Genomic DNA, 26,295 nt, shown 5'->3' with positions numbered 1-26,295 from the left:
CCGATGGAGCCAATGTGACATTTGTGCAGGATCGCTTCTAGTCTTTGCGACGGACGGCCTGTTACTGAACATTACGCCGACGATTCGAGCAGCTCAGTCCGGCGGGCTGATCAGGCCATCATTATCGGTCATCGCCCGCTCCAGTAAATCGGCGGGCAGACTCTTGCTGGCCCGCGCACCGAGCAGTTTGAGTTGTTCGCTGCGGCTGATCAGGTTACCGCGCCCTTCGGTGAGCTTGTTGCGCGCTGCCGAATAGGCCTTATCCAGCTGTTGCAGGCGGTTGCCTACCTCATCCAGATCCTGAATGAACAATACGAACTTGTCGTATAGCCAGCCTGCCCGCTCGGCGATCTCACGGGCGTTCTGGCTCTGACGCTCCTGCTTCCACAAGCTGTCAATCACCCGCAACGTGGCCAGCAGGGTCGTGGGGCTGACAATCACGATGTTGCGGTCGAAGGCTTCCTGAAACAGATTCGGCTCGGCCTGCAAGGCGGCAGAAAAAGCCGCTTCGATCGGCACGAAAAGCAGAACGAAATCCAGACTGTGAAGCCCTTCTAGACGCTTGTAATCCTTGCCCGACAAGCCTTTGACATGGTTACGCAACGACAGTACGTGCTGCTTCAGCGCAGCCTGTCCAATCACCTCGTCATCGGCAGACACATATTGCTGGTAGGCCGTCAGGCTGACCTTGGCGTCGACCACCACCTGCTTGTCGCCCGGCAACATGATCAGCACGTCAGGCTGAAAGCGCTCACCGTCCGGCCCTTTGAGGCTGATTTGCGTCTGGTACTCACGGCCCTTTTCAAGCCCGGCATGCTCCAGCACGCGTTCCAGGATCAACTCGCCCCAGTTGCCCTGGGTCTTCTGCCCCTTCAAGGCGCGTGTCAGGTTGGTCGCCTCATCACTCAAACGCTGATTCAACTGCTGCAGACGTTCCAGCTCCTTGGCCAGGGAGAAGCGTTCGCGCGCTTCGTTCTGGTAACTTTCCTCGACACGCTTTTCGAACGACTGGATACGTTCCTTGAGCGGCGTGAGCAATTGGCCCAACTGCTGCTGGCTGGTCTCGGCGAAGCGCTGCTCGCGCTCATCGAAAATCTTGCCCGCCAGTTCGGCGAACTGCGCGCGCAGTTCATCCCGGGAACCCTGCAAATCGTTCAGGCGCTGCTGATGGCCATCCTGCTGTTCGCGCAACTCAGCGTTAAGCGCGGCACACTGCGCATCAAGACGGCGCAACTCCGCCTCTCTGGCGGCACGTTCATGATTCCAGTCCTGCGCCGTTTCGCGCGCGTTATCGCTTTCCTGGCGCAGCAACTCGACCTCGCGGCGCAATGCCGCAAGGTCAGCCTGCTTGGCCGCATTGGCCTGACTGAGGTCGCTGACCTCGTCACGGCACGCATCCAGCTGGGCATTGAGACCCTCCTGCGCCATTTGCGCCATGCTCAGACGCTCGTCGAGCAGGGCGCTCTCAGCCTGGCGAGCGGCCAGACGGCGCTGCAAATGCCAGAGCAGGCCCAGCAAGGGCAATGCTGCTGCGCCAAGCCCCAGTAACAGGCTGTTCAGGTCCAGTGCCATAAAGACTCCATGCGGGCTGAATAATAAGGGCCAGCGGCAGTTTGGGTAGAGCGTGATAGTGCAGCAGAAACATCGTCTCGGGTGAGACGGGATCAACAGGCGGGGGTAAATCGGGGGGACGGATTGTACGCGTTTTCAGCGCGGCACACAGCCCCTATTAGGGGGACATTTTGCGCGGGACAATCCACAGAAGCTGTGGATAACTCAGTGGACAACCCCCCTTTAACTTCCGCAAACGCAAGCAGCATGGGGCCTGCGCTCAAACTGACGATTTTTTCACCAGCTAAAAAAAACGATGTTTTTCATTGACTTAATAATTCACCGTCATAAATCAAACCCTTAGCTTCGCTTGTGACAGTGATGTGGCAGCTTGTGCCGCTAATGTGCACAACTCATGAGCATGCCCCTTTTGCATCATTTCACGCGTCATGTAATGTTTGCTCAATTGCAACGTATTCTCAATGAATACAAGGCTTTCAGCAGGTTTTCAGGTGCTGGATCGACAGGGCTGACGACGCATTTCGAGCATTATTCGGGGCAATGAAAGCGACGCAGGCGACAAATTGCACAAGCCGCGGTCCAAGCACTGGCAAAAATGCACCTCACCCTAATTCACCAACGATTCAGTGAAGGAATCCATGAAGGAGATCGCCAGGTTCTTCCTGCTGTTGTTGGCCGTCTGCCTCGTCGCCCTGGCAGTCAGTATCGTACTGCCACCCCCGGACGGCGGCGTGTTCGCCTACAGCGTGCTGCTGTCGGCGATTGCCCTGATGCTGATCATCTGCAGCGATCTGAGCAACGGGCGTATCAACGCGACAGGCGATATCATGCGCGCCATCGAAAGCCGCAGGTCACTACGGCTGACCGTAGCCGCCTACCTGCTGGGCTGCTCGATGGTTGCATCGGTTACCGTACTGATCTATCGACTGGTCGGGCACTGGTGAAGATTCATTCACTGCCACTTGCAATGTTTCGATGAGGCGGGTAATATCGCCGCCGTTAGTACCAAGCTGAAAATCAATTCCGGTCGACAAGTCCCCCGACAGACACTCCTCCATACGACGAGAATGTTGGCAACAAGGGATCGACCACCTCGATGGTTTCCAGACATGAACCTCTCGCGCTGATGCACCATTTGGGGTGACAGTGCAGTTATGGCTCTCATGGTCTGCTTCAACCAGCCTGCAATTGATCAGGATCTTCACCCGGAGCGTAGAACCTTTGCTCCTGTTGTGTTGCCTGCCCTCCTAAGTACCTACCGGTCAGCCAGAGCGCCATACGATAAAGCGCGCTTCAACTGCCTGTCTTTGTTCCAGTCAGGTTCTCCGCCCAGCCAGGCTTTTGTATCAAATGTCGGCCCGCGTTTACTGGAATCTTTATTTTTGCACGGTATTGTTCCGTGTTGCTTCAGGAAACACCTTGAATATGAATACTCAGACTCAACATGCAATTCACACATTGACCAACGCTTTTGCCCCGATGAACTGCCTGATCATGGCCGCTCGCAAAGGCTGCTTCAGCTTCACCATCGTCAATGAACACGGCATCGCCCGCCACAGCGAACGCCTGTACCCCGATCAGTACGCCAGCGCCGAGCCGCTGCAGGCCGTGATCGAGCGTACCCGTCAGGCCCTCATCGCCTGACGAAAACGCTGCACCGCAAGCCGAAAGCCCCGCACTGCAAAGGCGGGGCTTTTTTATGCGCGCTTTGTATCGTCTGCATCACACAATGCCTGCAGCACTGGAACTTGCTCTAAATTGCAATTCCTACTCCCTTGATGGGATTGTCCTACAAGAATAGCTCTAAATCGGGCTCCTCAGCCTATAGCGCGCCGTCGAAAATGTTGGTAATTTTCGACCGGTGAACAACAAGGAGTTCTAATAATGAAAATAATGACAAAAGCACTGAACCGGACAACGCTTGGACTCGCACTGGGTCTGGCCTCTTCTCAACTGCTCGCTGCCGGCTTTGCCCTCAACGAACAAAGCATCAGCGGCATGGGCACCGGCTTTGCAGGTCGCTCCTCGTCAGCCGATGACGCAAGCACCGTATTCGGCAACCCTGCCGGTATGTCCCGCATCAAACGTGAACAAATCAGCGGCGGCGCAGCTGCCGTGATCGCCAAGACCGACATCGACAACGGTCGTGGCACATTTGGCGGCAGCAACGACGGCGATATGGTTCCGGTGGTCGGCGTACCCATGGGCTACTACGTCAAACCAATCGATGATCACTGGGCATTTGGTCTGGGCGTGTACGTACCGTTCGGCCTGGTCACCGATTACGAAAAAGGCTTCGCTGGCCGCTATTTTGGCGACAAGAGTCACGTCCAGGTCGTGACCTTCCAGCCGACCGTCAGTTATGCATTCAACGACAAGGTCTCCATCGGTTTCGGCCCGACGATCAACCGTATCGACGGCGAGCTGACCTCTGCGACCCTGAATACTAGCTCGCTTGGCCGTAACGACGGCAAGGTGAAGATCGAAGGCGATGACACCGCAGTCGGCTTCAATGCCGGCATTCTGGTCCAGGCTACCGACACCACCCGCCTGGGCCTGACTTACCACTCCAAGGTCGATTACAAGCTCAAGGGCAAGACCAAGATCGAAGGTTCGGGCTTTGGTCCGTTCGGCGGTCAGAAGTATGACGCTTCGCTGGACATCTCCACGCCTGAGTCCGTGGACTTCTCCATCACCCAGCAGATCGACGAGAACTGGACGGTCTACGCCGGCAGTACCTGGACTCGCTGGAGCCGCCTGCAAGACATCACCGTCAACAACGATGGCGTCCCTGCCCTGCTGGGCGGTTCCGCAGGCCCAATCGGCACCATCACCGAAGAACAGAACTGGCACGACACCTGGGCACACGCCATCGGTGCGTCGTATAAGGTCAATAAAGAGTGGACGCTGCGCACCGGCTTCTCCGTTGATCAGTCGCCGACCAACAACGTCAACCGCTCCCCACGCATCCCGACCGGCGATCGCAAGATCATCAGCTTCGGTGCAGGCTGGAGCCCGACCGACGACCTGACCATCGACGTGGCGTATTCGTACCTGCGTGAAGACGAAACCAAGATCCGCGACAGCAGCCCGTCTAAAGGCTCGTACAGCGCCGACTACCGCAACACCGCTCACGGCCTGGGCACTTCGGTTACCTATCGCTTCTGATAGCAACTGCCAGGCTGAAAAAAGCCCGCAACCAGTGATGGTTGCGGGCTTTTTTATTGCGTGCCTGGAGCGCTCAGACCTGCATTGATTGACTAGCGTGCCGACGCCCCACGTCATTGACTGACTATCGTGCCGATGCTCCACGTCATTGACTGACTATCGTGCCGACACTCCGCGTCACTGATTGACTATCGTGCCGATGCTCCGCGTCGGCATGCAGTTCTGGACGCTCTGCGTCCTCTTTATGGCACTCCGCGTCACACAAGGGTGGTCGATTCAAACAAGACTCAAACCGCCCTTTTTTGCCCCCTTAAGGCTTCGACGCAATCGCCTTCTCAATGGCTGCGATCAGCTCCGGATCATCCGGCTTGGTCATGCTGGAGAAGTTGGCGATGACCTTGCCCTGGCGATCAACCACGTATTTGTAAAAGTTCCAGCGCGGCGCACTGCTCTGCTCGGCCAGCACCTTGAACAAGTGGGTCGCATCGTCACCGCGTACCGCCTGCGGCTCGGTCATGGTGAAGGTCACGCCATAGTTGACGTAGCAGACCTTGGCGGTCTCCTCACCATCCTTGGCTTCCTGTTTGAAATCATTGGACGGCACGCCCAACACCTCGAGCCCCTGCCCCTTGTAGCGCTGACTCAGCTCTTCAAGACCTTTGAACTGCGGGGCGAAGCCGCAGAAGCTGGCAGTATTGACCACCACCAGCGGCTTGCCGGCGAAGCGTTTGCACAGGTCGATGTTTTCCTTGGCGCGCAGCTTGGGCAATTCGCCTTGCAGCAATGGCGGGCAGTCGGCAGCCATTGCTGCACCGCTCACGGCCAGCAGCAAAAGAGGGATCGAAAGAAAGCGAATGTTCATCATGGCGGCCCTGAATATTGTTGTCGTCTGCCGACACGCTACCCCATGCCGGAGCGTCTGCCTAGCAAGCGCCCATTCCCAATTGCAGAGCGGCCAGCCCGACATGCTGCCAGGCCCACCAGAGCAATCCCAGCACCACCGCGCCCACCAGCAGTGCCATCAGCAAAGGCCATCGCCGACTCATGCCAGACTGCCCTGCGCCTGCAAGCGCGCCACCGGGCGCTCGCGCACCGGCCAGTTGAGCGCCGCCGCGAGCAGGCTCAGCAGGATCGAGACTTGCCAGATCAGGTCGTAGCTGCCGGTGCGGTCATACACCAGCCCGCCCAGCCAGCCACCGAGGAAGGCGCCCAACTGGTGAAACAGAAAGACGATGCCGCCCAGCATCGACAGGTTACGCACACCGAACAGTGTCGCAACCGTACCGTTGGTCAGCGGCACGGTCGACAGCCACAGCAAGCCCATCGCCACGCCGAACAGATACGCCGTGGTCTGGCTCAAGGGTATCCAGAGAAACAGCACGATCACCACCGCGCGCAACAGGTAAAGCACAGTCAGCAGCCGGGGTTTGGACATGCGCCCGCCCAGCCAGCCTGCGGTATAGGTGCCGAAGATATTGAACAGGCCAATCAGGGCCAGCACTGTAGTGCCAACCTTGGCGGGCAAGTGCTGATCCACCAGATAGGCCGGTAAGTGCACGCCAATGAAGACCACTTGAAAACCGCAGACAAAGAACCCCAGCGCCAACAGCCAGAACCCCGAATGCGAGCACGCCTCGCGCAGCGCCTCGCCGAGGGTCAGTTCGACGCCGGTGGATACACTCGGCGTATCCTTGAGCATGCCCACCAGAGGCAGGATCAACGCCACCATCACACCCAGCACCAGCAAGGCGCCGGACCAGCCCAGCCAACTGATCAAACCCAATGTACCGGGCAGCATGGCGAACTGACCGAATGAGCCGGCGGCGCTGGCGATCCCCATGCCTATACTGCGTTTTTCCGCAGGCAGCGCACGCCCCACGACCCCCAGGATGACCGAAAACGATGTGCCGGACAGACCGATACCGATCAGCAGACCGGCGCTCAATGAAAGGCTGAGGGAAGAATCGGCGGTACTCATACACAGCAGACCTGCTGCATACAGCACACCGCCGACGAAGACAACTTTCGCCGCCCCGAATCGATCTGCCAGCGCACCGGCGAAGGGCTGCGCCAGGCCCCACATCAGATTCTGCAGGGCGATGGCAAAGGCAAAGACTTCACGCCCCCAGCCAAACTCGGCACTCATGGGTGCCAGAAACAGACCGAAGCCGTGCCGCGTACCCAGCGAAAGCGCAAGAATCAACGCACTGCCCAGCAGAACCCAGCCACTGGTACGCCAGATCGATGTCATGGTTAAGCTCCCTGCGCTTTGTGTTACATGGTTTGACCCGCGATTCGCGAAGCTACGCGCTGCCGGTAAAAGCTGTCAACAAAGCGTTGTGCAGGGTCTCAAAGCAGCGCCAGCGTCAGCAGCACCGCCAATTCCAGCAGCTCGAGCAATGCCCCGGCCGTATCGCCGGTGCAGCCGCCCAAACGGCGCATCATCAACTGCCGCAGCCAGAAGAAACAAACGGCGCAGACCAGCAATACAGCTACCCCTGACCAGCCGGCGAGCAGCACGCACGCAATGGCAGTGGCGGCCAAAACCTTGCGTCCAGGGCCACGCGGCAGGTGATCGGCGAGCGCCTGCCCCAATCCCCCGGAACGCACATACGGCGTTCCCAGAAACAGCCCAAGCATGGCCGCGCGCCCGATCACCGGCGCCAACAGCAGCCAGACACTGGCATGACTCTCGATCAGCGCCAGAATCGCAGCAAACTTGAGCATCAGCACCAGGACCAGCGTGACCACGGCGATAGGCCCGCTGCGTGGGTCCTTCATGATCTTCAAGGTGCGTTCACGGTCACCGAAGCCGCCCAGCCAGGCGTCAGCACTGTCGGCCAGACCGTCCAGATGCAGGCCGCCGCTGAGCAATACCCAGGCACTGAGTACCAGCGCGGCGTGCAGCATGAGCGGCGTACCACTGAGCAAGGTGTTGAAGCCCAGCAGCAGCGTGCCGAACACCGCCCCGACCAACGGGTAGTACAGCAAGGAGCGTCCTAGCTCTTCAGGGCGCGGCATGCCGGGCAGTCTGATCGGCAGGCTGCCGAGAAATTGCAGGGCGATCCAGAACGGCAGCATCTCAGATCTCCGTGAGTACGCGATCAGCAGCGACCTGAATCGACAACAGCGCGCCATGCCCGACCACCACCTGCAACAGTTGCTCACGCGGCAAACCACGCGCCTGCGCCACCAGCAAGCGCATGACACCGCCATGACTGACCAGCAACACGCGCTCACCGGCGTAAGCCTGATGCAGACGCTCAATGGCACTCAATACCCGGCTCGAGAAATCCAGCACCGGCTCGCCGTTGGGGGGTGTGAACGCGTAGGGGTCCGCCCAGAACAGACCCAGGCCCTGCGCATCGGTTTCCATGAGTTGCGCAGGGCTGTGCCCTTCCCAGTCGCCGAAATGCAGCTCCTGCAAACCTGGCTCCAGGTGCAGAGGCAACGACAAGCGCTGCGCCAGCTCTTCGGAGAAACGTGCGCAACGTTGCAGCGGCGAGCTGACAATCCGCGTCCAGGGGCCGCCATCGACCACCGCCGCACGCATCTGCTGCCAGCCAGACTCGGTCAGCGCGTCGTCGAGACTGCCGCGCAGGCCGCCGCCCAGTTCGGTTTCGCCGTGCCGCAACAGGTCCAGGTGCAAGGTCATGCGGGGCGATCCGCCACAGCTGCTTCGGCAAACGTCGCCATGCCGCTGTGCAGCTCGCACGCCAGGCGTACCAGCGGCACAGCCAGTGCGGCACCGCTGCCCTCGCCCAGACGCAAACCGAGGTCCAGCAGCGGTTCGGCCTGCAGCGTTTCCAGCAGATGCCGGTGGCCCGGTTCGGCGCCCCGATGACCGAACAACAGCCAGTTGCGGCAGGAAGGATTCAGGCGCACCGCTACCAGCGCGGCCACGCTGCAAATGAAACCGTCGACCAGTACCGCAATACCTTCCTGCGCGCAGGCCAGGTACGCACCGGTCAGCGCGGCGATTTCGAAGCCGCCCAGGCAGAACAGGCTGTTCAACGGGTCTCCCGCCTGATCGGCGTGCAATGCCAGTGCGCGCTCGATGACATGAGTCTTGTGCTGAATACCCTCGGCGTTCAGCCCGGTACCGGGTCCAACCAGCAACGGCGCAGCGCACTCCAGCAACGAGCAGGCGACTGCGCTGGCGGCTGTGGTGTTGCCGATGCCCATCTCGCCGCCGATGAACAGTTCAGTGCCGACAGCCTTGGCGCGCAATACGCTGTCACGCCCGGCCTGCAGGGCAGCGAGCCCCTGCTCGACACTCATGGCCGGCCCGTAGGCAAAATTGGCGGTGCCCGCGCCAATGCGCAGATGGCGCACCCCGGGCAAATCCATTGGCGACAGAGTGCCCAGATCGACCACGTCCAGTTGCGCGGAGAGCTGACGCGCCAGCACGCTGATCGCGGCGCCGCCGTTGACGAAGTTGTGCAGCATCTGCCCGGTGACTTCCTGTGGATACGCCGACACACCTTCAGCGACGACACCATGATCAGCGGCAAAAATCGCGATCCACAGTTGATCGGCGGACGGACGCTCACGCCCTTGCAAACCGGCCAGCTGTACCGCCAGGCGCTCCAATTGCGCCAGCGAACCGGCGGGTTTGGTCAGTTGCTGCTGACGGGCCAGTGCCGCCTCGCGCATCGGTACATCAATGGCCTGTGCAGGCTTGAGCCACCAGGAATTACTCATAGCGCGGTTCCTTTCAACGTCAGGGGCAAGCCGGCAACGGTCAACACGACACGCTGGCAACGCTCGGCCAGCGCCTGATGCAACAGGCCGGCTTCATCGACATAGCGACGGGTCAGTTCGCCGAGCGGCACGACGCCAAGCCCGGTTTCGTTGCTGACAAAAATGATTTCACCCGGCAGCCCGGCAAGGCTGTCGAGCAGGGATTCACGTTCTTGAAGCAAGCGCTCGGGGTTGTCGAGCATCAGCAGATTGGTCAGCCAGAGGGTCAGGCAATCGACTAGCAGGCAGCAATCGGGCGCCGCATTTTCGCGCAGCATCCGCGCCAGCTCGATCGGCTCTTCGACCAACCCCCAGTGCTCGGGACGGCGTGCGCGATGACTGGCAACACGCTGATTCATTTCGCCGTCCAGAGGCTGACTGGTGGCGATGTAGGTCACCTTCAGCGTGCTGTCGGCGGCCAGTTTTTCCGCCAGGCGACTCTTGCCGGAGCGCGCGCCGCCGAGGATCAATTGCAGCATTCAGTTCGCCTCCAGGCCACACAGTTCGCGAAGCAATGGGCCGTCCAGGTGTTTTTCCACCAGGTCCGCCAGACGTTCGATGTCGCGCTCGCGCAGGGCGTGATAGTCGACGGACTGCACGTTCGCCAACCCCGCCCAGCGCAGTAACGCGCTACAGGCCGCAGGTGATTCGAACAGGCCGTGCAGGTAAGTCCCGAGCACCTGCCCGTCGACACTCTGCGCGCCATCGCAACGCCCGTCGTCCAGTTGCACGGCAGCCTGCTCCAGCGCCGGCCCTGTCGTTACCCCGGCATGAATTTCGTAGCCGCTGACCTCGGCGTCTTCCAGGGTCAGACGACCGCGCACATTGCGCAGTTGCTTTTCCGCTTCCAGCACCGTGCTCATTGCCAGTAGGCCAAACCCGGCGCTGGACCCGGCTGCGCCTTCCAGCCCGAGAGGATCGTGCACCTGCTCACCGAGCATTTGCAGGCCGCCGCAGATCCCCATCAGCTTGCCGCCATAACGCAAATGCCGCTCGATGGCGGTGTCCCAGCCATTGTTGCGCAGGTAGTTCAGATCACTGCGCACGCTTTTCGAGCCGGGCAGAATGATCAGGTCCGCAGGAGGAATCGCCTGGCCGGGACCGATGAACTGCAGATTGACCTGAGGGTGCAGGCGCAGCGGGTCGAAATCAGTGTGATTACTGATGCGAGGCAGCACCGGGACCACCACGTTCAGCACATGCTCGACCTTGTCGGTCTGGCGCTGGTCCAGGCCGTCTTCGGCTTCCAGGTGCAGGTCCATCACGTAGGGCAGCACGCCAACGACCGGCTTGCCGGTGCGTGCTTCCAGCCAGTCCAGGCCCGGCTGCAACAAGGCGATGTCACCGCGAAAACGGTTGATGATGAAACCCTTGACCCGCGCCTGCTCACTGGGCGACAGCAGCTCGAGGGTGCCGACCAGATGGGCAAACACCCCGCCACGATTGATATCGGCAATCAGCAGCACCGGGCAGTCGACCGCCTCGGCAAAGCCCATGTTGGCGATATCGTTGGCGCGCAGGTTGATCTCGGCCGGAGAACCCGCGCCCTCGACCACGATCACCGGGTAGCTTTCACCCAGGCGCCGATGGGATTCCAGCACCGCCTGCATGGCGATCTCTTTGTAGCCGTGATAAGCCACCGCGTTCATGGTGGTCACTGCACGGCCGTGAATGATCACCTGCGCGCCCGTGTCACTGTTGGGCTTGAGCAGCACCGGGTTCATGTCGGTGTGCGGTTCGAGGTAGCACGCCTGCGCCTGCACGGCCTGCGCGCGGCCGATCTCGCCGCCGTCTGCAGTCACCGCGCTGTTGAGCGCCATGTTCTGCGGCTTGAACGGCACGACCCTGACGCCCTGACGAGTCAGCCAGCGGCACAGGGCCGTCACCAGAGTGCTTTTGCCGGCATCGGAGGTGGTGCCTTGTACCATCAGCGTGCTCATGGGTATTCCTTGCGGTATTCAAGCAGAACATCGTGCAGCCGCAGCCAGTCGGCCTCGTCGCGGGGCAGACCGAAACGCAGACTGGACGACTCGGAGGTGTCACCCTTGAACAGACGCAGCAGCACGCCGCGCCGCGCACAAAACTCATAGAGCGTCTGCGCCTCAGGGGTCACCAGCCATTGGAACAGCGCACAGCCGCCTTGCGGGGTCAGAGCGTAGCGGTCGAGCAACGCCACCAGCCGGTCGCGGGCCTGGTCACAGCGCTCACGTTGACGCGCCTGCCCCTGCTGATCACTGAGGCACACCTGACCGATGATCCGGGTTGGCCCACTGACCGACCAGGGGCCGATTTCCTGCGCCAGCATCCTCAACAGCACCGGCTCGGCCATGACAAAACCGAGCCTCACGCCAGCCAGGCCGAAAAACTTGCCGAACGAACGCAGGACGATCAGCCCGCTGCGCCCCGTTTCGGCCGCCAGGCTCATGCCCGGCGTGTTATCCATGAACGCTTCATCGACGACCAGCCAGCCACCGCGCTCGGCCAGTCGTGCATGCCACTCCAGCAAGCGCTCGGCGCTCAGGTGCAGACCGGTCGGGTTGTTGGGGTTGACCACTACCAGTATGTCCAGGCTGTCGAGGAAGTAGTCGACCTCCTGCTCACCCACCTCACGGACCACGAAACCGTTCTTGCGCCAGGCATGCGCGTGCTCTGCGTAGCAGGGCGACAGAACGCCAACTCGCCCCCCGCTGCGCACCCGCGGCAGTGCCTGAATCGCGGCCTGCGAACCAGACACCGGCAATAACCGGGACACACCGTAATACGCGCAGGCCGCCGCTTCCAGACCATCGTCGGTCTCGGGCAACCGCGCCCAGGCACGCGTCGGAATCTCCGGGATGGGCCACGACCAGGGCGCGATCCCAGTGGACAGGTCCAGCCAGTCGGCTAGCTGAATACCGTAATGCTGCGCCGCCGCGCGCAACCGCCCGCCGTGCTCAAGCATAAAATTCAGCCGCCACGCAGATGACCAGCAGCCATAACCAGACGCCGCGCTGCACCAGTTGCCAGCCGCGATCGATCGAGTCCGCGTCGGCAGGCGCACCCTCACCCAGTTGCGGACGCTGATGCAACTCGCCGTGGTAGATCGCCGCGCCACCCAGTTCGACACCCAGCGCGCCTGCGCCAGCGGCCATCACCGGACCGGCATTCGGACTGTCCCAGGCCGGAGCCTGCGTACGCCAGCAACGCAGCGCCAGTCGGGTCTTGCCCAACAAAGCGTAAGTCAATGCCACAAGACGTGCGGGAATATAGTTGAGCAGATCGTCGATCTTCGCCGCAGCCCAGCCAAAACGCTCAAAGCGCTCGTTGCGATAGCCCCACATGGCGTCCAGCGTATTGCTCAGCCGGTACAGCACCACGCCGGGCGCACCGGCCACGACAAACCAGAATAACGCCGCGAACACCGCATCGCTACCGTTCTCCAGTACCGACTCGGTGGCTGCGCGGGCGACTTCGGTAGCGTCCAGCTCAGTGGTCTGGCGACTGACCAGATAACCGACCCGCTGACGTGCTTCAACCAGATCATCACTGCGCAGCGCTTGCGCCACCGGCTGAACGTGCTCGCCCAGACTGCGCATGCCCAGCGCGCCATACAGCGCCAGAATCTCGAACAGCCAGCCCACGCCAGGCAACCAGCTCAGCAGCGTGGCCAGCAGCGTCAGCGGCACAACGGTGATGACCCAGGCGGTAACGCCGTGACTGCGCCAGCCACGGCCGCCACTGTTGAAACGCTGCTCGACCCGATTGGCGAAGTTGCCGAACGCCACCAGCGGATGCCATCGTTTTGGCTCACCGAGCAGCGCATCCAGCGCGACCCCGGCGACGCTCAACAGCGCCACACTCATTGATTCACTCCCCATTGATTCTCGTACAGCAGCTCGTGCAGCGGACGCGCCTGCGCCCAGCCTTCCATCACCAGCATTGGCGCAGGATAGAATTCCTTGACCGGCCCCAGGCAAATGATCGCCAGCGGCTTCGCGCCGTCAGGCATGCCCAGCAGTTCGGCCAATGCCTCGGGGTCGAACAGCGACACCCAGCCCATGCCCAGGCCTTCTGCACGCGATGCCAGCCACAGGTTCTGGATCGCGCAGGACAGCGATGCCATGTCCATTTCGGGCAAGGTGCGACGCCCGAAAATGTGTTGCTCACGCCCTTCCATCAGCGCGGCGACCAGCACTTCTGCGCAGTCGTTGATGCCTTCGACCTTGAGCTTCATGAACTCGTCGGTTCGCTCCCCCAGCGCCTCGGCGGTACGAACACGCTCCTCCTCTACCTGCGCCTGCATCCTGCCGCGCAATAGCGGATCGCTGATGCGGATGAAGCGCCACGGCTGCATCAGCCCGACGCTGGGAGCCTGATGCGCAGCTTCGAGCACGCGCGCCAATAGCTCGGGCGCGACCGCACCACCGATGAAGTGGCGCATGTCGCGACGTTCGGCGATAGCGCGGTACACCGCAGCCCGCTCTTCGGGGCTGAACGCTTGCTCGGTCATGGTTTGAACAGCGCCGCAATCGCCCGGGGGCAGGAAGGAAAATAGAAATGCACGTAGGACGCGGTCAGACGACCCAAACGATAGACCGCTTCTGCGCCGCGCCCGCCATTGGGGCTGACGCCACGCGCAATCGGCTGCAGCTCGGTGCTGGTCAGCGAGTGGTGATAGGTATGGCCGTGCAGCGTGCCCTCGGGCAGCTCGACGGCCTGCAAGGCCAGCGCCGCCAGACGCTTCTGCATGACCGCTTCACCGGACAGCAAGCCGACCAGTTCGGCGCGCACGCCCTCGACATCGGTCAGGGCTTCGAGCAAATAGAGCATGCCGCCGCACTCGGCAAGAATCGGCTTGCCGGCAATATGGTGAGCCCTGATCGAAGCCTGCATTGTGCCATTGGCGGCCAACGCCACGTGGTGCAGCTCCGGGTAGCCACCGGGCAGGTACAGGCTGTCGGCCTCGGGAAGCTCGCGATCATGGATCGGCGAGAAGAAACTCAGCTCGGCGCCCATGTTCCTCAGCAGTTCCAGGCTCGCGCCATACAGAAAGGCAAAGGCTTCATCGCGTGCGATGGCAATGCGTACGCCGCGCAGCAGCGGTTCGACATGAACCGGGTCGGGCGCGGTAAAGGTCACGGCCGGCGGCAAAGCCACTTCACAGGTACTGGCCAGCGCCGCAGCAGCCATGTCCAGACGCACGTCCAGATCATTGAGCTCACTGGCCTGGACCAACCCCAGATGACGGCTGGGCAATTCGAAGCCGACTTCCCGGGACAGTGCGCCGTACCAGCGCAGGCCTTCGGTCAGGCTGTTCTCCAGCAACTGCGCATGGCGTACCGTGCCGACGCGATTGGCCAGCACGCCGGCGAACGGCAGATCAGGCTGATAGCGCGCCAGGCCCAGCGCCAGTGCGCCAAACGTCTGCGCCATGGCCGTGCCGTCGATCACACCGAGTACCGGCACGCCAAAATGCCGGGACAGGTCGGCGCTCGACGGCGTGCCGTCGAACAGCCCCATGACCCCTTCGATCAGAATCAGGTCCGCCTCGTCAGCCGCCTCCCACAACAGGCGACGGCTTTCATCGGCACCGACCATCCACATGTCCAGTTGATAGACCGGCGCACCACTGGCCCGCTCAAGAATCATCGGGTCAAGAAAGTCCGGGCCGCACTTGAACACCCGGACCTTGCGCCCCTGGTTGCGGTGCAAGCGTGCCAGTGCAGCGGTCACCGTGGTTTTGCCTTGCCCGGAGGCAGGCGCAGCGATCAATACCGCCGGACAATCACGCGGGGCTCTCATTGCAATGCGCTCAATGATGAAGGGTTCACAGCTCGATACCTTTCTGCGCACGAATACCGGCCTGAAACGCGTGCTTGACCACGCCGATCTCGGAAACGGTATCGGCCAGGTCGATCAATTCGGCTTTGGCACCGCGGCCAGTCACCAATACATGCTGCATCGGCGGACGTGCCTGCAGGTCGCTGAGCACTTGTTCAAGGTCGAGGTAGCCATGTTTGAGGGCGATGTTCAGTTCGTCGAGCACCACCAGACCAATGGCCGGATCGCGAAGCATTTCCTGAGACACGGCCCAGGCGGCTTCGGCGGCGGCGATGTCGCGCTGGCGATCCTGGGTTTCCCAGGTGAAGCCCTCACCCATTACGTGATAGCGCACCTGCTCGGGGAAACGGCGGAAAAACATTTCTTCGCCCGTGCTGTTGCGGCCCTTGATGAACTGCACCACACCACACTGCATGTCGTGGCCCATGGCGCGGGCGAGCATGCCGAATGCCGAGCTGCTCTTGCCCTTGCCATTGCCGGTCAATACCAGCAGCAGGCCGCACTCGTTGGGCGAGCTGGCGATACGCTCGTCCATGACGGCTTTCTTGCGCTGCATGCGCGCCAGATGGCGTTCGTCGCGTTCGGGGGATTCGTTCATCTGGGTTCTCCGCTCGGGGCAGGCGACAACAGACGGAAGGACAGCACTGGACAGCACGGCAACGCCCTGCACAGAACATCACCCTCCGTGATGTCATTGAGTGATTCAGGCCGGTCTCCGGGCTCATGAGCGGGTCACCCCGGCTGCGCGCCTTCCCATGTCGAAACACAGTGGCGTCAGGCACAGCCTTGACTCATTTACCGTTGCGGGGGCAGCGCCGGGATCGGATCTGTCGACCCACACCGGCTTCCCTGTTTCACTCTGCCAATCGGGGATTGCAGAGCACCTGAAACAAACCGCGAAGGGTAGAGGGTTGGACCGGGAGCGTCAATCGACACCGTCGCCGCGGAACGTGATTGAACCTAGCGGGTTGGCGGTGCCTCTATCAGTTACTGGACCATGCCCTTGTTAATGGAGATCGACAATGTTCAAACTCAGCCCCCACTACGCAGTGTTGCTTCTGGTCGCCGGCGGCCTCGCTGCCTGCGGCGAGTCTTCGAGACTGCAAGTCTCGGATGGAACAGGCCCCTCGCCCAAGCTGCCGGAGCCCAACAAGACGCTGATCCCGACCGTCAACATCGCCCCTGCCGTAGGCTGGGAAAAAGGCGCCAAGCCGGTCGCCGCGCCGGGCACACAAGTGGCTGCGTTCGCCGAAAACCTCGACCACCCGCGCTGGCTGTATGTGTTGCCCAACGGTGACGTGCTGGTCGCAGAAACCAATTCGCCCGCCAAACCGGATGATTCCAAAGGCATTCGCGGCTGGGTGATGGAAAAAGTCATGGGGCGCGCCGGTGCCGGTGTGCCCAGCGCCAACCGCATCACCTTGCTGCGCGACGTGGACAAGGACGGTGTGGCAGAGACGCGCACGGTTTTCCTGCAAAACCTCAATTCGCCGTTCGGCATGACCCTGGTGGGCAACAAGCTGTATGTCGCCGATACCGATCGCCTGATCAGCTTCCCGTATGAATCAGGGCAGACCTCGATCAGCGCGCAGGCGACCAAGGTGGTCGACCTGCCGGGCGGCACGCTCAATCACCACTGGACCAAGAATGTCATCGCCAGCAAGGATGGCAGCAAGCTGTACGTGACCGTGGGCTCCAACAGCAACGTGGCCGAAAACGGCATGGACAAGGAAGAGGGTCGTGCGGCGATCTGGGAAGTGGACGCGGCCACCGGCAACCACCGGATCTTCGCGTCGGGCCTGCGCAACCCCAACGGCATGGATTGGGAGCCGAAGACCGGCAAACTGTGGACGGCGGTCAACGAGCGCGACGAGATCGGCAGCGATCTGGTGCCTGACTACGTCACCTCGGTGCAGGACGGCGCATTCTACGGCTGGCCTTACAGCTACTACGGCCAGCATGTCGACGAGCGCGTCAAGCCGCAGAACCCGGCCCTGGTTGCCAAGGCGATTGCCCCGGATTACGCAGTCGGTCCGCACACCGCTTCGCTGGGCCTGGTGTTCGCCGACGGCAAGACACTGGCTGCACCGTTCAACGAAGGCCTGTTCATTGGCCAGCACGGCTCATGGAACCGCAAACCGCACAGCGGCTATAAGGTGGTGTTCATTCCATTCAGTGGCGGCAAACCCAACGGCACACCGGTCGATGTGTTGACCGGCTTCCTCAACAAGGATGAAAAAGCCATGGGCCGTCCGGTTGGCGTGGTCAATGACCAGCGCGGCGGTTTGCTGGTGGCGGACGATGTCGGCAACAAGATCTGGCGCGTGACATCAGCCAAGGCTGCTCAGTAACGCCGAGCGGTGATCCCTGTGGGAGCGAGCTTGCTCGCGAAGAGGCCGACACAGCTGCGGCGATCCCCAGCGTGGACACGCCTTTCTGGACGCTCTGCGTCCGATCCTGAGGCTGGAGCTGGGGGGAGCCGCTGATCAGCGGTTCCTGCCTAGGGCCGATTCTGCGCCAGACTGGACGGCTGAATCACGCGCTTGGCGTTGAGGTAGGCTCTCTGCCAGTAAGGCTTGTCGAGACTGTCGAGCTTCACCGTGCCGCCGGTGGCCGGCGCATGCACGAAGCGGCCTTCGCCCACGTAAATCCCCGCATGCGACACCTGCGAACCACCTGACGTGGCAAAGAACACCAGATCACCTGACTGCAGTTGCTCGCGGCGAATATTCGGTGCGCCCATCACGATCATCTCGCGTGTGGAACGTGGCAGGGAAATGCCAGCCGCGTCACGATAGACGTAACCTATAAGACCGCTGCAATCGAAACCGGAGTCAGGCGTGTTGCCGCCCCAGCGATAAGGCGTGCCAACCAGCCCCAACGCACGAAACAGCACGTCTTCGGCAGCTGGAGAAAGAATCTGGGGAGGAGCAGTGACCACCGGACGCTGAACGATCCGGGGCGCTTTGGGCGGGGGCGGCGCGCTGGCGCAGGCACCGAGCAACGCAGCAACAGAAATGACTAACAGGCGCAACGCAATCGACATAACCACAACAACCTATCCGGATGCGGCTTACGCTGCCGAGAAGCTCAAAAACGCAGAAAGACCCGAAGGTCTTGTACTGCGCGTTCTATTTATTTACGCCGCTTGGGCGCGGTCTTGACTGTAGTCGAAGTCATCGCCGTTGTCTGCGTTACTTCAGGTGTCGATTTTACTGCAACAGTACCCGGGGCCATCGCCAGGGGCCGCTTGGCCTCGATGAAGGTCTTGCTCCAGTAGGCGTCATCGAGGCTGTCGATGCGCACACCGCCGCTGCGGCGACTGCTGGAGTGGATGAACTGCCGATTACCGGCGTAGATCGCTGCGTGGCTGACCTGACCGCGACCGCGAGTACTGAAGAACAGCACATCGCCCGGCTGAAGCTTGTTGCGCGCCACCAGAGGTGCGTTGACGTTGATCATTTCACGCGTGGAACGTGGCAGGCTCATGCCAGCCTCTTCGCGAAACAGATAACCGATGAAGCCGCTGCAATCGAAACCCGAAGAAGTCGACGTGCCGCCGAACTTGTAGCGTGTGCCGATCAGCGACTTGCCACGCTCCAGGATGCTGTCGGCCAGGGCCGGCAGTTGGTAAGACTTGTTATCAGCGAACTGGGCCAGTTCGTCTTCGGTAGCGAGCTCGTCCTGCAGGACTGCCGCGTCGGCGCGACGGGCTGCGGACTGGGCATTGGCATTGATTGCGCTCTGATAGCGTGGAACTGGCTGGGCCTGTTCCTGCTGTGCGACCGGCATATTGGCCGAGCAACCGAAGAGAAATGTAACGAGTGCGAGAGGCACGAGGGGTGCGAAGCGAACAACTTGCATGGGCACAACCGTGGCTGACTAGTTAAGATGGCGAGACTATGCCTTTTATGAAGGTGATTTGCAAATTCAATCGAACTAGATGTGACTTATGAGTTCGGCCATGACATGTGCCGCGCGGTAGGGCAAAAATACGTCCATCTGCGCGCTGTGATCCGTCGGCTGCGGATTGATTTCTGCGGTAAACCCCCCGGAAACTCTGGTGCGAATGACCGGTTCGTGAATGTAGGGGAAGCTTGCGGTGGTGCCGATACTGAGCACTGCGTCATAGCCTTTAGCCAGCTGTTCATACAGTGTTTCCAGGGCTTTTTCGGGAAGCATTTCCTGAAAAAGAACGACGGACGGTCGCAAAATGCCACTACATGCCGGGCATAAGGGGGGCAAAGGGCGCTGCAAGTGCTCACTCAATTGCGAATCCTCAGCACCGCAGGATTGGCAAAACAGTGGCGAGAGTTGCCCGTGAATTTCGATCAGGCGCTCCGGCGGACTGCCCGCCGCACGGTGATAACCGTCGACGTTCTGGGTCAGCACCCAGCACTCGGGTTTGATGCGTTGCAACTGGGCGATGGCGTAATGCGCGACATTCGGCTCGCCACCCAGACACGCCCTGCCCAGTTCAGCGATGTACTTCCAGCACAGCTCCGGGTCACGACGCAGCATGGGCCCGGACAGGGCCATTTCGATAGGCAGGCCATCATCGGTCTTGCCATTGTAAAGCCCGCCCACACCTCGGTAGGTCGGCAACCCCGAATCGGCAGACAAACCCGCCCCGGTGATCACCAGAATCCGTTGTGCATGGCGCAAGGCAGCCGCCGTCTGCATCAACAGCGCCTGATCTACCACCCGAGGGTCTCTTTAAGGAAGGGAATGGTCAGCTTGCGCTTTTCCTGGAGTGACGCCTGATCGAGGCGCTCGAGCAATTCGAACAGCGCGCTCATGCTGCGTGTACCACGCGTCAGGATGAAATGCCCGACATCGTCGGTCAGGTGCAGACCACGCCGAGAGGCACGCAGTTGCAAGGCGCGCAGCTTGTCCTCGTCGGACAGACCGCGCATCTGGAACACCAATGCCATGGTCAGGCGCGATTTCAGGTCGGGAAGCTTTACCGGCAATTCGCGGGGCGATTTGGACGCGGCAATCAGCAGACGACGCCCGCTGTCACGCAGACGATTGAACAGATGAAACAGCGCTTCTTCCCAGTCGGGCTTGCCGACGATCGCCTGCAGATCGTCCAGACACACCAGCTCGTACTGCTCCAGATGATCGAACAGCTCGATGCCTTCATCTATGACTTCGGCCAGCGGCAGATACACTGCAGGCTCGCCCAACTGCTCGAAACGCAGGCAGGCAGCCTGCAGCAGGTGCGTGCGCCCTACTCCGTCCTTACCCCACAGATAGATGAGGCTTTCGGTCCAGCCAGCGTCGGCTTCGCACAGCCGCTCGACATAGCCGAGTGCAGCGGCGTTGGCGCCTGGATAGTAATTGACGAAAGTGGCGTCATCACGCAGACGCACACTCAGGGGCAGCTGAATCGGTTTCATGCTGACTAACGGCTCATGCAAACCGTCAAGGCCTCTGTGTAAAGAGCGCAAAGTTTATACCCGTGACGCTGGTCGCACAATGCGACAGACCTCAAGCAAAATCAAAGGTTTGCGTCAGGGTGAGTAAAGCGCCGTCCAGGCGCTGTACGAAAAGTCGGCGAGCGAAGGTCAGGCAAGGCAAAAACAGGCGAGGAACGGCCGGGGTCGCGCTCGACTCTACGTGTTGTAAATGAGCATTCCGATTGGACTCGCATCCGAGCCTGTTTTTAACGAAGCATCACCGAGCGCAGCCACTTTTCGTACAGAGCCCAGGACAGGGCGTTTGCAGGGGGCATGCACTCAAGGCATGAGCCTCCTCACCGGGCGGCGAAGAGGCTTGCATCGATATTACAGCTCCGGATCTTCCGCGCCTGCGTAGATTTCCGAGTCCTTGTACAGATCATGCATGTGGCGCACCAGCACCATGATCACCGCCGCCACCGGCAGGGCCAGCAGAATGCCGGTGAAGCCGAACAGCTCGCCACCCGCCAGAATCGCGAAGATGACGGCGACCGGGTGCAGGCCGATGCGATCACCGACCAGCAACGGCGTCAGCACCATCCCCTCGAGGGCCTGACCGATCATGAACACCGCCACAATCCCCATCATCGGGTACAGGTCACCGCCAAACTGGAACAGCCCGGCCACCAGCGCCGAACCGATACCGATCACGAACCCCATATAAGGCACGATGGCCGCCAGACCGGCAATCACGCCGATCAGCAGGCCCAGCTCCAGCCCGACCAGCATCAGACCGGCCGCATAGATCACGCCAAGGCCGACCATCACCAGCAACTGACCGCGTATGAACGCGCCCAGCACTTCGTGGCACTCGCCCGCCAGCTTGACGATTTGCCCTTCACGCTGACGCGGCAGCAGGCCACGGATCTTGCCGGTCATGATGTCCCAGTCACGCAGCAGGTAGAAACACACCACTGGGATCAGCACCAGATTGGTCAGCCAGCCGATCAGCGCCAGGCTGGACGCCGTAGCCTGGGACAGCACGATAGAGACGATGTCCCCGGCCTGGCCCATATGCTCGGAGATGGCTGCCTTGATCTTGTCGAACTTCCAGAACCCGTCTGCCAGCCCGAACTTGGCCTGGACCCACGGCAACGCCGAGTGCTGCAGCCAGTCAAGAATCTGCGGCGCCAGCTCGTAAAGACGGAACAACTGCTTGGCGAGCATCGGCACCAGAACCAGCAGCAACGCCATCAGCACCAGCGTGAACAACCCGAACACGACCACAACGCTCAGGGTTCTGGACAGTCCGGCGCGCTCCAGACGGTCCACCAGCGGATCACCCATGTAGGCCAGCAGTAACGCCACCAGAAAAGGAGTGAGGATCGTGTGCAACAGCACCACGAATGCAACCAGCAAGGCCAGGCCGCCGATCCAGAACCAACGCCGCGTATCAGTCATCAACATCCCTCAAGCCAGTGGAAAAGCGTTCTTGCCGGGTTACCAGCGGAAATAGAGCTGTGGCGCAGACGCCGGAACAATCATCGGTGCGGGCGCAGGTGCCGGAACAGCAGCAGCTCCATTGGCTGGCGCAACCGGCGCAGTCGCATCGACAGGCGCAGCAGGCGACGTTGCGGTAGCGGCTGCTTCGGCTGCGGGCACTTCCTGCAATTTGGCCAGCGACAACTGCGAGCGTAGCTGATCGGTGCTGCCACTGACCTCAAACACCACTTTATCGCCTTCGACAGAACTCAGACGCACGCCGAACGGTTCGAGTAACTGAAGCAGTTGCGCATAGCGCTCGAGTGTCATGCCTTGGACCTGGATCAGCATGCCGGTCGACGCACCGGGCTTGGCGACGAAGCGCGGAGCCAGACGCTCGCTGACCGACAGCAGCACCGCATCGGCCAAGGCTTCGGATGTGGCACCGGTTGCGGTGCCCTGTTCGCGCTGATCACCCAGCCACAAGCGCCATTTGCCCTGCCACTGACCGCCATCTTCCCGGGCGTGCACGGCCAGTATCGCGTCAGCGCCATAGCGCTCGGAGGCTTCCTTGAGCGGCGCAGGGTCAGTGCCCTCCAGGGTTTTCGCATTACCGATACCCTGCTCGCTCAAATCAGCCAGCGGCAGACGCAGCGGCAGTCCGCGGTGCTGAGCGGCCTGGCGCAAGGGTTCGGCAGCGGCCTGACCGTCGCCGACCAGATTCGAGCCTTCCACCGAGTCATTCAGCCACCAGCCGAGAATCGACGGGCGATTGCTGCCCCAGATCGGCAGCCCCGCATCGTGCAAGGCACGGTCGGTGGTGGCCGGATCGAAGTCGACCAGCAGGGTTTCCGGCGGGCCGGCCTCGTAGCCGTACTGGCTGATGATCTGCTGCGGGTCCTTGCGCAGTGCGGCGATGGCCGAGCCCTGCACGGCCTTGGCGTCGCCGGTCAGGCGCAGCACCAGGGTTTCGACGGCGGCCTGCGTGGCCCGCGTGCGCTCATCGGGCGACTGGCCATTGACCGGCTCGCGAACCTGATAAAGGTTGCTGACCGTTTCGGCAAGGCTGGGAAGGCTGATCAGGGATAGACAGCCGACTAGAAGAATTCTGGAAAAACGCATGGACAGTTCCCGAACGGAAAAAAGTAAAAAGAAGCGGTTTCAGCAGGTGTACCAGTCTGGGACAGACGTGAGCCACCTATCATTCAGTTCGCGCATAAAGTACACCCTAAACGTCCAGGGTCGCACTGACAGGCCACCTGCTTGAGGTTAATTTGGTGCAACACCGCCCTGTTGTCGGCGCAAGGATGGCCCCTGATGAGCAAGCCTGATAAAATCGCGCGCCTTCGCAGACCGGCAATCGCCATGGCCCCAACATTACCACCGCATGACAGCGCGGTGCTGAACGGGTCCTAACGCAGCGGTCGATACCTCCGAATCCCCCCTAAAGGCCTGGATTTTCTATGAGCAAGCAACCCTCCCTGAGCTATAAAGACGCCGGTGTAGACATCGACGCCGGTGAAGCATTGGTCGAACGCATCAAGAGCGTCGCCAAGCGCACCAAGCGTCCGGAAGTCATGGGCGGCCTGGGAGGCTTCGGCGCCCTCTGCGAAATCCCGGCCGGCTACAAGCAACCGGTTCTGGTTTCCGGCACCGACGGTGTGGGCACCAAGCTGCGTCTGGCGCTGAACCTGAACAAGCACGACACCATCGGCATCGACCTGGTCGCCATGTGCGTCAATGACCTGGTGGTCTGCGGCGCAGAGCCACTGTTCTTCCTCGATTACTACGCCACCGGCAAGCTGAACGTCGACACCGCCGCTCAGGTCGTCACCGGCATCGGCGCCGGCTGCGAACTGGCCGGCTGCTCGCTGGTCGGCGGCGAAACCGCTGAAATGCCGGGCATGTACGAAGGCGAAGACTACGACCTGGCAGGCTTCTGCGTCGGCGTCGTGGAAAAGGCCGAGATCATCGACGGCTCGAAAGTCGCTGCCGGTGACGCCCTGCTCGCCCTGCCATCGTCCGGCCCGCACTCCAACGGCTACTCGCTGATCCGCAAGATCATCGAAGTGGCAGGCGCCGATATCGAAAACATCCAGCTGGACGGCAAGCCACTGACCGAACTGCTGATGGCGCCGACCCGCATCTACGTGAAGCCGCTGCTCAAGCTGATCAAGGAAACCGGCGCAGTCAAGGCCATGGCCCACATCACCGGTGGCGGCCTGCTCGACAACATTCCACGCGTACTGCCGGAAGGCGCTCAGGCCGTGGTCGACGTCGCCAGCTGGCAGCGTCCGGCCGTGTTCGACTGGCTGCAGCAGCAAGGCAACGTTGCGGAAAACGAGATGCACCGCGTGCTGAACTGCGGCGTGGGCATGGTGATCTGTGTCGCTCAGGAGCACGTCGAAGCAGCACTGAAGGTGCTGCGTGAAGCCGGCGAGCAGCCTTGGGTGATCGGCCAGATCGCCACCGCTGCCGAAGGCGCAGCACAGGTCGAGCTGAAAAACCTCAAGGCGCATTGATGCCAGCCATCTGCGAAGTCGTGGTGCTGTTGTCCGGCACCGGCGGCAACCTGCAAGCGATGATCGACAGCTTCAAGGACGGGGCCAGCCCCGTCCGCATCCGCGCGGTGATTTCCAACCGCGCAGATGCATTCGGCCTGCAACGTGCAAGGGACGCAGGCATCGAAACCTGCGTACTGGATCACACCGCATACGAGGGCCGTGAAGCCTTCGATGCAGCGCTGATCGAACGGATCGACGCCTTCCAGCCACAGTTGGTCGTATTGGCCGGGTTCATGCGCATTCTCAGCGCAGGATTCGTTCGCCACTACCATGGCCGCCTGTTGAATATTCACCCTTCCCTGCTGCCGCGTTACAAAGGCTTGCACACGCACAAGCGTGCGCTGGAGGCCGGCGACACCGAGCATGGTTGCAGCGTGCATTTCGTTACCGAGGAACTCGATGGCGGCCCACTGGTCGTACAGGCTGTTATTTCGGTACAGTTGCACGACACGCCCGCAACGCTCGCGCAACGGGTCCATGTTCAAGAGCACCGTATTTACCCACTGGCCATTCGCTGGTTTGCCGAAGGCCGACTGAGCCTTGGTGAACAAGGTGCGTTACTCGATAGCCAGTTACTCCCGGCCAGCGGCCATCTGATTCGACATTAGGAGATACTATGCGTCGCGCTCTGCTCTTCGCTTTCGCTCTGCTCGCCTTGCCTGCCGTACAGGCCGCAGACCTTCAACCCTTCTCCGCCAGCTACACCGCCGACTGGAAACAGCTGCCCATGAGCGGCACGGCCGAACGCAGCCTGGAAGCCGGCGCCAATGGCACCTGGACCCTGAGCTTCAAGGCCTCGATGATGATCGCCAGCCTGACTGAAGTCAGCACCCTTAAGGTCGACAAGGACACCCTGCTGCCGCAGACCTACAACTTCGAGCGCAGTGGCCTGGGTAAATCCAAGAAGGTCGATCTGGCGTTCGACTGGAACACCAAGTTCGTCACCGGCACCGACCGTGGCGATGCGATCAAGCTGCCGCTCAACCGTGGCATCCTCGACAAGTCCACCTATCAGCTGGCGTTGCAACACGACATCGCTGAGGGCAAGAAGAGCATGAGCTATCAGGTTGTCGACGGTGATGAAGTAGACACCTACGACTTCCGCGTGCTGGGTTCGGAAAAGGTCACCACCAAGACCGGCCAGGTCGATGCAATCAAGGTCGAGCGCGTGCGTGACCCGACGCAAAGCAAGCGCACCACTGTGCTGTGGTTCGCCAAGGACTGGGATTACCTGCTGGTCCGCCTGCAACAGGTCGAAACCGACGGCAAGGAATACAACATCGTCTTGCTGGACGGCACCGTCAACGGCAAGGCCGTCAAAGGCAGCTGATTGCCCTGACAGCACGCACCACAGAGCCCCGCTTTTTAGCGGGGCTTTTTATTGGCTGAAGGCATGCGACGCAGAGCGCCGCACGGTAGTCGCGCCTGCACTTGCCCCTTCGTGAGCAAGCTCACTCCCACGCCCTTCGGGCAGAAGCGCAGAGCATCGGGCACGATAGTTGAGGTTATCGTTCCTCACGCTCCAGCGTGGGAATGCAGTTCTC

At 61.3% G+C, this 26,295-nt stretch carries 27 protein-coding genes and 1 riboswitch; of the genes, 7 read left to right on the top strand and 20 right to left on the bottom strand.

Annotated features, from left to right (window positions below):
- Positions 1-93: 93 nt before the first annotated feature.
- A complete protein-coding gene (gene rmuC, locus BT119_RS03745) occupies positions 94-1,458 on the bottom strand; it encodes a DNA recombination protein RmuC (protein WP_161429162.1) in 1,365 nt (454 codons plus the stop codon).
- Positions 1,459-2,210: 752 nt separating this feature from the next.
- Here rmuC and BT119_RS03740 point away from each other — a divergent pair.
- The 3 genes from BT119_RS03740 to BT119_RS03730 all read left to right on the top strand — a co-directional run bounded on the left by BT119_RS03740 (position 2,211) and on the right by BT119_RS03730 (position 4,740).
- Entirely contained in the window at positions 2,211-2,516 is a 306-nt protein-coding gene (locus tag BT119_RS03740; protein ID WP_003369674.1) for a hypothetical protein, read from the top strand.
- 481 nt (positions 2,517-2,997) lie between these two features.
- Complete coding sequence (locus tag BT119_RS03735) at positions 2,998-3,216, top strand: hypothetical protein (protein WP_002554588.1); 219 nt, start codon at positions 2,998-3,000, stop codon at positions 3,214-3,216.
- A 240-nt stretch (positions 3,217-3,456) separates the two neighbouring features.
- On the top strand, positions 3,457-4,740 hold the full coding sequence (locus BT119_RS03730; RefSeq protein WP_072364826.1) for an OmpP1/FadL family transporter: 1,284 nt from the start codon (positions 3,457-3,459) through the stop codon (positions 4,738-4,740).
- 310 nt (positions 4,741-5,050) lie between these two features.
- Here BT119_RS03730 and BT119_RS03725 read toward each other — a convergent pair whose 3' ends face one another.
- The 13 genes from BT119_RS03725 to cobO form a co-directional block, all read right to left on the bottom strand.
- Positions 5,051-5,602 (bottom strand): glutathione peroxidase, encoded by a 552-nt coding sequence (locus tag BT119_RS03725; protein ID WP_003369669.1) that lies wholly within the window; start codon positions 5,600-5,602, stop codon positions 5,051-5,053.
- 61 nt (positions 5,603-5,663) lie between these two features.
- Positions 5,664-5,786, bottom strand: coding sequence for a hypothetical protein (locus BT119_RS27425; protein ID WP_003369667.1), 123 nt, complete (start codon positions 5,784-5,786; stop codon positions 5,664-5,666).
- Complete coding sequence (locus tag BT119_RS03720; protein WP_072364818.1) at positions 5,783-6,991, bottom strand: MFS transporter; 1,209 nt, start codon at positions 6,989-6,991, stop codon at positions 5,783-5,785. The genes BT119_RS27425 and BT119_RS03720 overlap by 4 nt, the downstream gene beginning before the upstream one ends.
- A gap of 98 nt (positions 6,992-7,089) precedes the next feature.
- The gene (locus tag BT119_RS03715) at positions 7,090-7,821 is read right to left on the bottom strand and encodes an adenosylcobinamide-GDP ribazoletransferase (RefSeq protein WP_072364816.1); all 732 of its coding nucleotides are present in this window, start codon (positions 7,819-7,821) and stop codon (positions 7,090-7,092) included.
- Position 7,822: 1 nt separating this feature from the next.
- Positions 7,823-8,395 carry an alpha-ribazole phosphatase family protein gene (gene cobC, locus BT119_RS03710; protein WP_003434382.1) on the bottom strand — a complete coding sequence of 191 codons (573 nt, stop codon included), beginning with the start codon at positions 8,393-8,395 and terminating at the stop codon, positions 7,823-7,825.
- Positions 8,392-9,444, bottom strand: coding sequence for a nicotinate-nucleotide--dimethylbenzimidazole phosphoribosyltransferase (cobT, locus tag BT119_RS03705; protein WP_060708081.1), 1,053 nt, complete (start codon positions 9,442-9,444; stop codon positions 8,392-8,394). Before cobT ends, cobC begins: the two co-directional genes overlap by 4 nt.
- Entirely contained in the window at positions 9,441-9,962 is a 522-nt protein-coding gene (gene cobU, locus BT119_RS03700) for a bifunctional adenosylcobinamide kinase/adenosylcobinamide-phosphate guanylyltransferase (RefSeq protein ID WP_003434380.1), read from the bottom strand. The genes cobT and cobU overlap by 4 nt, the downstream gene beginning before the upstream one ends.
- On the bottom strand, positions 9,963-11,423 hold the full coding sequence (locus BT119_RS03695; RefSeq protein WP_024661929.1) for a cobyric acid synthase: 1,461 nt from the start codon (positions 11,421-11,423) through the stop codon (positions 9,963-9,965). It abuts the gene before it with no gap.
- A complete protein-coding gene (gene cobD, locus BT119_RS03690; protein ID WP_024661930.1) occupies positions 11,420-12,424 on the bottom strand; it encodes a threonine-phosphate decarboxylase CobD in 1,005 nt (334 codons plus the stop codon). The genes BT119_RS03695 and cobD overlap by 4 nt, the downstream gene beginning before the upstream one ends.
- On the bottom strand, positions 12,417-13,325 hold the full coding sequence (gene cbiB / locus BT119_RS03685) for an adenosylcobinamide-phosphate synthase CbiB (protein WP_003369648.1): 909 nt from the start codon (positions 13,323-13,325) through the stop codon (positions 12,417-12,419). The genes cobD and cbiB overlap by 8 nt, the downstream gene beginning before the upstream one ends.
- Entirely contained in the window at positions 13,322-13,972 is a 651-nt protein-coding gene (gene bluB, locus BT119_RS03680; RefSeq protein WP_024661931.1) for a 5,6-dimethylbenzimidazole synthase, read from the bottom strand. The genes cbiB and bluB overlap by 4 nt, the downstream gene beginning before the upstream one ends.
- On the bottom strand, positions 13,969-15,264 hold the full coding sequence (locus tag BT119_RS03675; RefSeq protein WP_044309727.1) for a cobyrinic acid a,c-diamide synthase CobB: 1,296 nt from the start codon (positions 15,262-15,264) through the stop codon (positions 13,969-13,971). The genes bluB and BT119_RS03675 overlap by 4 nt, the downstream gene beginning before the upstream one ends.
- Before the next feature lie 25 nt (positions 15,265-15,289).
- A complete protein-coding gene (gene cobO, locus BT119_RS03670; protein ID WP_003369640.1) occupies positions 15,290-15,901 on the bottom strand; it encodes a cob(I)yrinic acid a,c-diamide adenosyltransferase in 612 nt (203 codons plus the stop codon).
- A gap of 90 nt (positions 15,902-15,991) precedes the next feature.
- A riboswitch (cobalamin riboswitch) is annotated at positions 15,992-16,206 on the bottom strand.
- A 119-nt stretch (positions 16,207-16,325) separates the two neighbouring features.
- Here cobO and BT119_RS03665 point away from each other — a divergent pair.
- Positions 16,326-17,654, top strand: a complete 1,329-nt coding sequence (locus BT119_RS03665) for a PQQ-dependent sugar dehydrogenase (RefSeq protein ID WP_072364814.1) — start codon at positions 16,326-16,328, stop codon at positions 17,652-17,654.
- 149 nt (positions 17,655-17,803) lie between these two features.
- Here the strand turns inward: BT119_RS03665 and BT119_RS03660 are convergent, their stop codons facing one another.
- The 6 genes from BT119_RS03660 to BT119_RS03635 all read right to left on the bottom strand — a co-directional run bounded on the left by BT119_RS03660 (position 17,804) and on the right by BT119_RS03635 (position 23,309).
- The gene (locus BT119_RS03660) at positions 17,804-18,349 is read right to left on the bottom strand and encodes a C40 family peptidase (protein WP_003369637.1); all 546 of its coding nucleotides are present in this window, start codon (positions 18,347-18,349) and stop codon (positions 17,804-17,806) included.
- 89 nt (positions 18,350-18,438) lie between these two features.
- Positions 18,439-19,167, bottom strand: a complete 729-nt coding sequence (locus BT119_RS03655; protein WP_003369635.1) for a C40 family peptidase — start codon at positions 19,165-19,167, stop codon at positions 18,439-18,441.
- Positions 19,168-19,242: 75 nt separating this feature from the next.
- Positions 19,243-20,007: an NAD-dependent deacylase gene (locus BT119_RS03650; RefSeq protein WP_161806747.1), complete on the bottom strand. Its 765-nt coding sequence runs from the start codon at positions 20,005-20,007 to the stop codon at positions 19,243-19,245.
- The gene (hda, locus tag BT119_RS03645; protein WP_003369632.1) at positions 20,001-20,705 is read right to left on the bottom strand and encodes a DnaA regulatory inactivator Hda; all 705 of its coding nucleotides are present in this window, start codon (positions 20,703-20,705) and stop codon (positions 20,001-20,003) included. Before hda ends, BT119_RS03650 begins: the two co-directional genes overlap by 7 nt.
- Positions 20,706-21,092: 387 nt before the next feature.
- Positions 21,093-22,166, bottom strand: coding sequence for an AI-2E family transporter (locus BT119_RS03640; protein WP_003434374.1), 1,074 nt, complete (start codon positions 22,164-22,166; stop codon positions 21,093-21,095).
- Between the two features lie 39 nt (positions 22,167-22,205).
- On the bottom strand, positions 22,206-23,309 hold the full coding sequence (locus tag BT119_RS03635) for a DUF2066 domain-containing protein (RefSeq protein WP_003369628.1): 1,104 nt from the start codon (positions 23,307-23,309) through the stop codon (positions 22,206-22,208).
- A 341-nt stretch (positions 23,310-23,650) separates the two neighbouring features.
- Between BT119_RS03635 and purM the strand changes: the two genes are divergently transcribed.
- From purM to BT119_RS03615, 3 genes are read left to right on the top strand one after another with little or no spacing between them, the layout of a single operon-like run.
- Positions 23,651-24,709 carry a phosphoribosylformylglycinamidine cyclo-ligase gene (purM, locus tag BT119_RS03625; protein ID WP_003344863.1) on the top strand — a complete coding sequence of 353 codons (1,059 nt, stop codon included), beginning with the start codon at positions 23,651-23,653 and terminating at the stop codon, positions 24,707-24,709.
- Positions 24,709-25,359: a phosphoribosylglycinamide formyltransferase gene (gene purN, locus BT119_RS03620; RefSeq protein ID WP_003344861.1), complete on the top strand. Its 651-nt coding sequence runs from the start codon at positions 24,709-24,711 to the stop codon at positions 25,357-25,359. The genes purM and purN overlap by 1 nt, the downstream gene beginning before the upstream one ends.
- Positions 25,360-25,367: 8 nt before the next feature.
- Positions 25,368-26,081: a DUF3108 domain-containing protein gene (locus BT119_RS03615; protein WP_003369623.1), complete on the top strand. Its 714-nt coding sequence runs from the start codon at positions 25,368-25,370 to the stop codon at positions 26,079-26,081.
- Positions 26,082-26,295: the final 214 nt, after the last annotated feature.

It is taken from the genome of Pseudomonas sp. NFACC10-1, assembly GCF_900119195.1.
Lineage (GTDB): Bacteria > Pseudomonadota > Gammaproteobacteria > Pseudomonadales > Pseudomonadaceae > Aquipseudomonas > Aquipseudomonas cerasi.
This window is presented reverse-complemented; position numbering and strand designations above follow the sequence as displayed.

Excerpts from the sequence above, each read along its gene's own strand:
- bluB (WP_024661931.1), bottom strand. The coding sequence starts at position 13,972 with ATGACCGAGCAAGCGTTCAGCCCCGAAGAGCGGGCTGCGGTGTACCGC.
- BT119_RS03675 (WP_044309727.1), bottom strand. The coding sequence starts at position 15,264 with ATGAGAGCCCCGCGTGATTGTCCGGCGGTATTGATCGCTGCGCCTGCC.
- BT119_RS03655 (WP_003369635.1), bottom strand. The coding sequence starts at position 19,167 with ATGCAAGTTGTTCGCTTCGCACCCCTCGTGCCTCTCGCACTCGTTACA.
- BT119_RS03615 (WP_003369623.1), top strand. The coding sequence starts at position 25,368 with ATGCGTCGCGCTCTGCTCTTCGCTTTCGCTCTGCTCGCCTTGCCTGCC.
- BT119_RS27425 (WP_003369667.1), bottom strand. The coding sequence starts at position 5,786 with ATGAGTCGGCGATGGCCTTTGCTGATGGCACTGCTGGTGGGCGCGGTG.
- BT119_RS03715 (WP_072364816.1), bottom strand. The coding sequence starts at position 7,821 with ATGCTGCCGTTCTGGATCGCCCTGCAATTTCTCGGCAGCCTGCCGATC.
- cobO (WP_003369640.1), bottom strand. The coding sequence starts at position 15,901 with ATGAACGAATCCCCCGAACGCGACGAACGCCATCTGGCGCGCATGCAG.
- purN (WP_003344861.1), top strand. The coding sequence starts at position 24,709 with ATGCCAGCCATCTGCGAAGTCGTGGTGCTGTTGTCCGGCACCGGCGGC.
- cobT (WP_060708081.1), bottom strand. The coding sequence starts at position 9,444 with ATGAGTAATTCCTGGTGGCTCAAGCCTGCACAGGCCATTGATGTACCG.
- BT119_RS03635 (WP_003369628.1), bottom strand. The coding sequence starts at position 23,309 with ATGCGTTTTTCCAGAATTCTTCTAGTCGGCTGTCTATCCCTGATCAGC.
- BT119_RS03725 (WP_003369669.1), bottom strand. The coding sequence starts at position 5,602 with ATGAACATTCGCTTTCTTTCGATCCCTCTTTTGCTGCTGGCCGTGAGC.
- cobC (WP_003434382.1), bottom strand. The coding sequence starts at position 8,395 with ATGACCTTGCACCTGGACCTGTTGCGGCACGGCGAAACCGAACTGGGC.
- BT119_RS03720 (WP_072364818.1), bottom strand. The coding sequence starts at position 6,991 with ATGACATCGATCTGGCGTACCAGTGGCTGGGTTCTGCTGGGCAGTGCG.
- cobD (WP_024661930.1), bottom strand. The coding sequence starts at position 12,424 with ATGCTTGAGCACGGCGGGCGGTTGCGCGCGGCGGCGCAGCATTACGGT.
- BT119_RS03640 (WP_003434374.1), bottom strand. The coding sequence starts at position 22,166 with ATGACTGATACGCGGCGTTGGTTCTGGATCGGCGGCCTGGCCTTGCTG.
- hda (WP_003369632.1), bottom strand. The coding sequence starts at position 20,705 with ATGAAACCGATTCAGCTGCCCCTGAGTGTGCGTCTGCGTGATGACGCC.
- BT119_RS03730 (WP_072364826.1), top strand. The coding sequence starts at position 3,457 with ATGAAAATAATGACAAAAGCACTGAACCGGACAACGCTTGGACTCGCA.
- purM (WP_003344863.1), top strand. The coding sequence starts at position 23,651 with ATGAGCAAGCAACCCTCCCTGAGCTATAAAGACGCCGGTGTAGACATC.
- cbiB (WP_003369648.1), bottom strand. The coding sequence starts at position 13,325 with ATGAGTGTGGCGCTGTTGAGCGTCGCCGGGGTCGCGCTGGATGCGCTG.
- BT119_RS03735 (WP_002554588.1), top strand. The coding sequence starts at position 2,998 with ATGAATACTCAGACTCAACATGCAATTCACACATTGACCAACGCTTTT.
- BT119_RS03665 (WP_072364814.1), top strand. The coding sequence starts at position 16,326 with ATGTTCAAACTCAGCCCCCACTACGCAGTGTTGCTTCTGGTCGCCGGC.
- BT119_RS03660 (WP_003369637.1), bottom strand. The coding sequence starts at position 18,349 with ATGTCGATTGCGTTGCGCCTGTTAGTCATTTCTGTTGCTGCGTTGCTC.
- BT119_RS03740 (WP_003369674.1), top strand. The coding sequence starts at position 2,211 with ATGAAGGAGATCGCCAGGTTCTTCCTGCTGTTGTTGGCCGTCTGCCTC.
- BT119_RS03695 (WP_024661929.1), bottom strand. The coding sequence starts at position 11,423 with ATGAGCACGCTGATGGTACAAGGCACCACCTCCGATGCCGGCAAAAGC.
- cobU (WP_003434380.1), bottom strand. The coding sequence starts at position 9,962 with ATGCTGCAATTGATCCTCGGCGGCGCGCGCTCCGGCAAGAGTCGCCTG.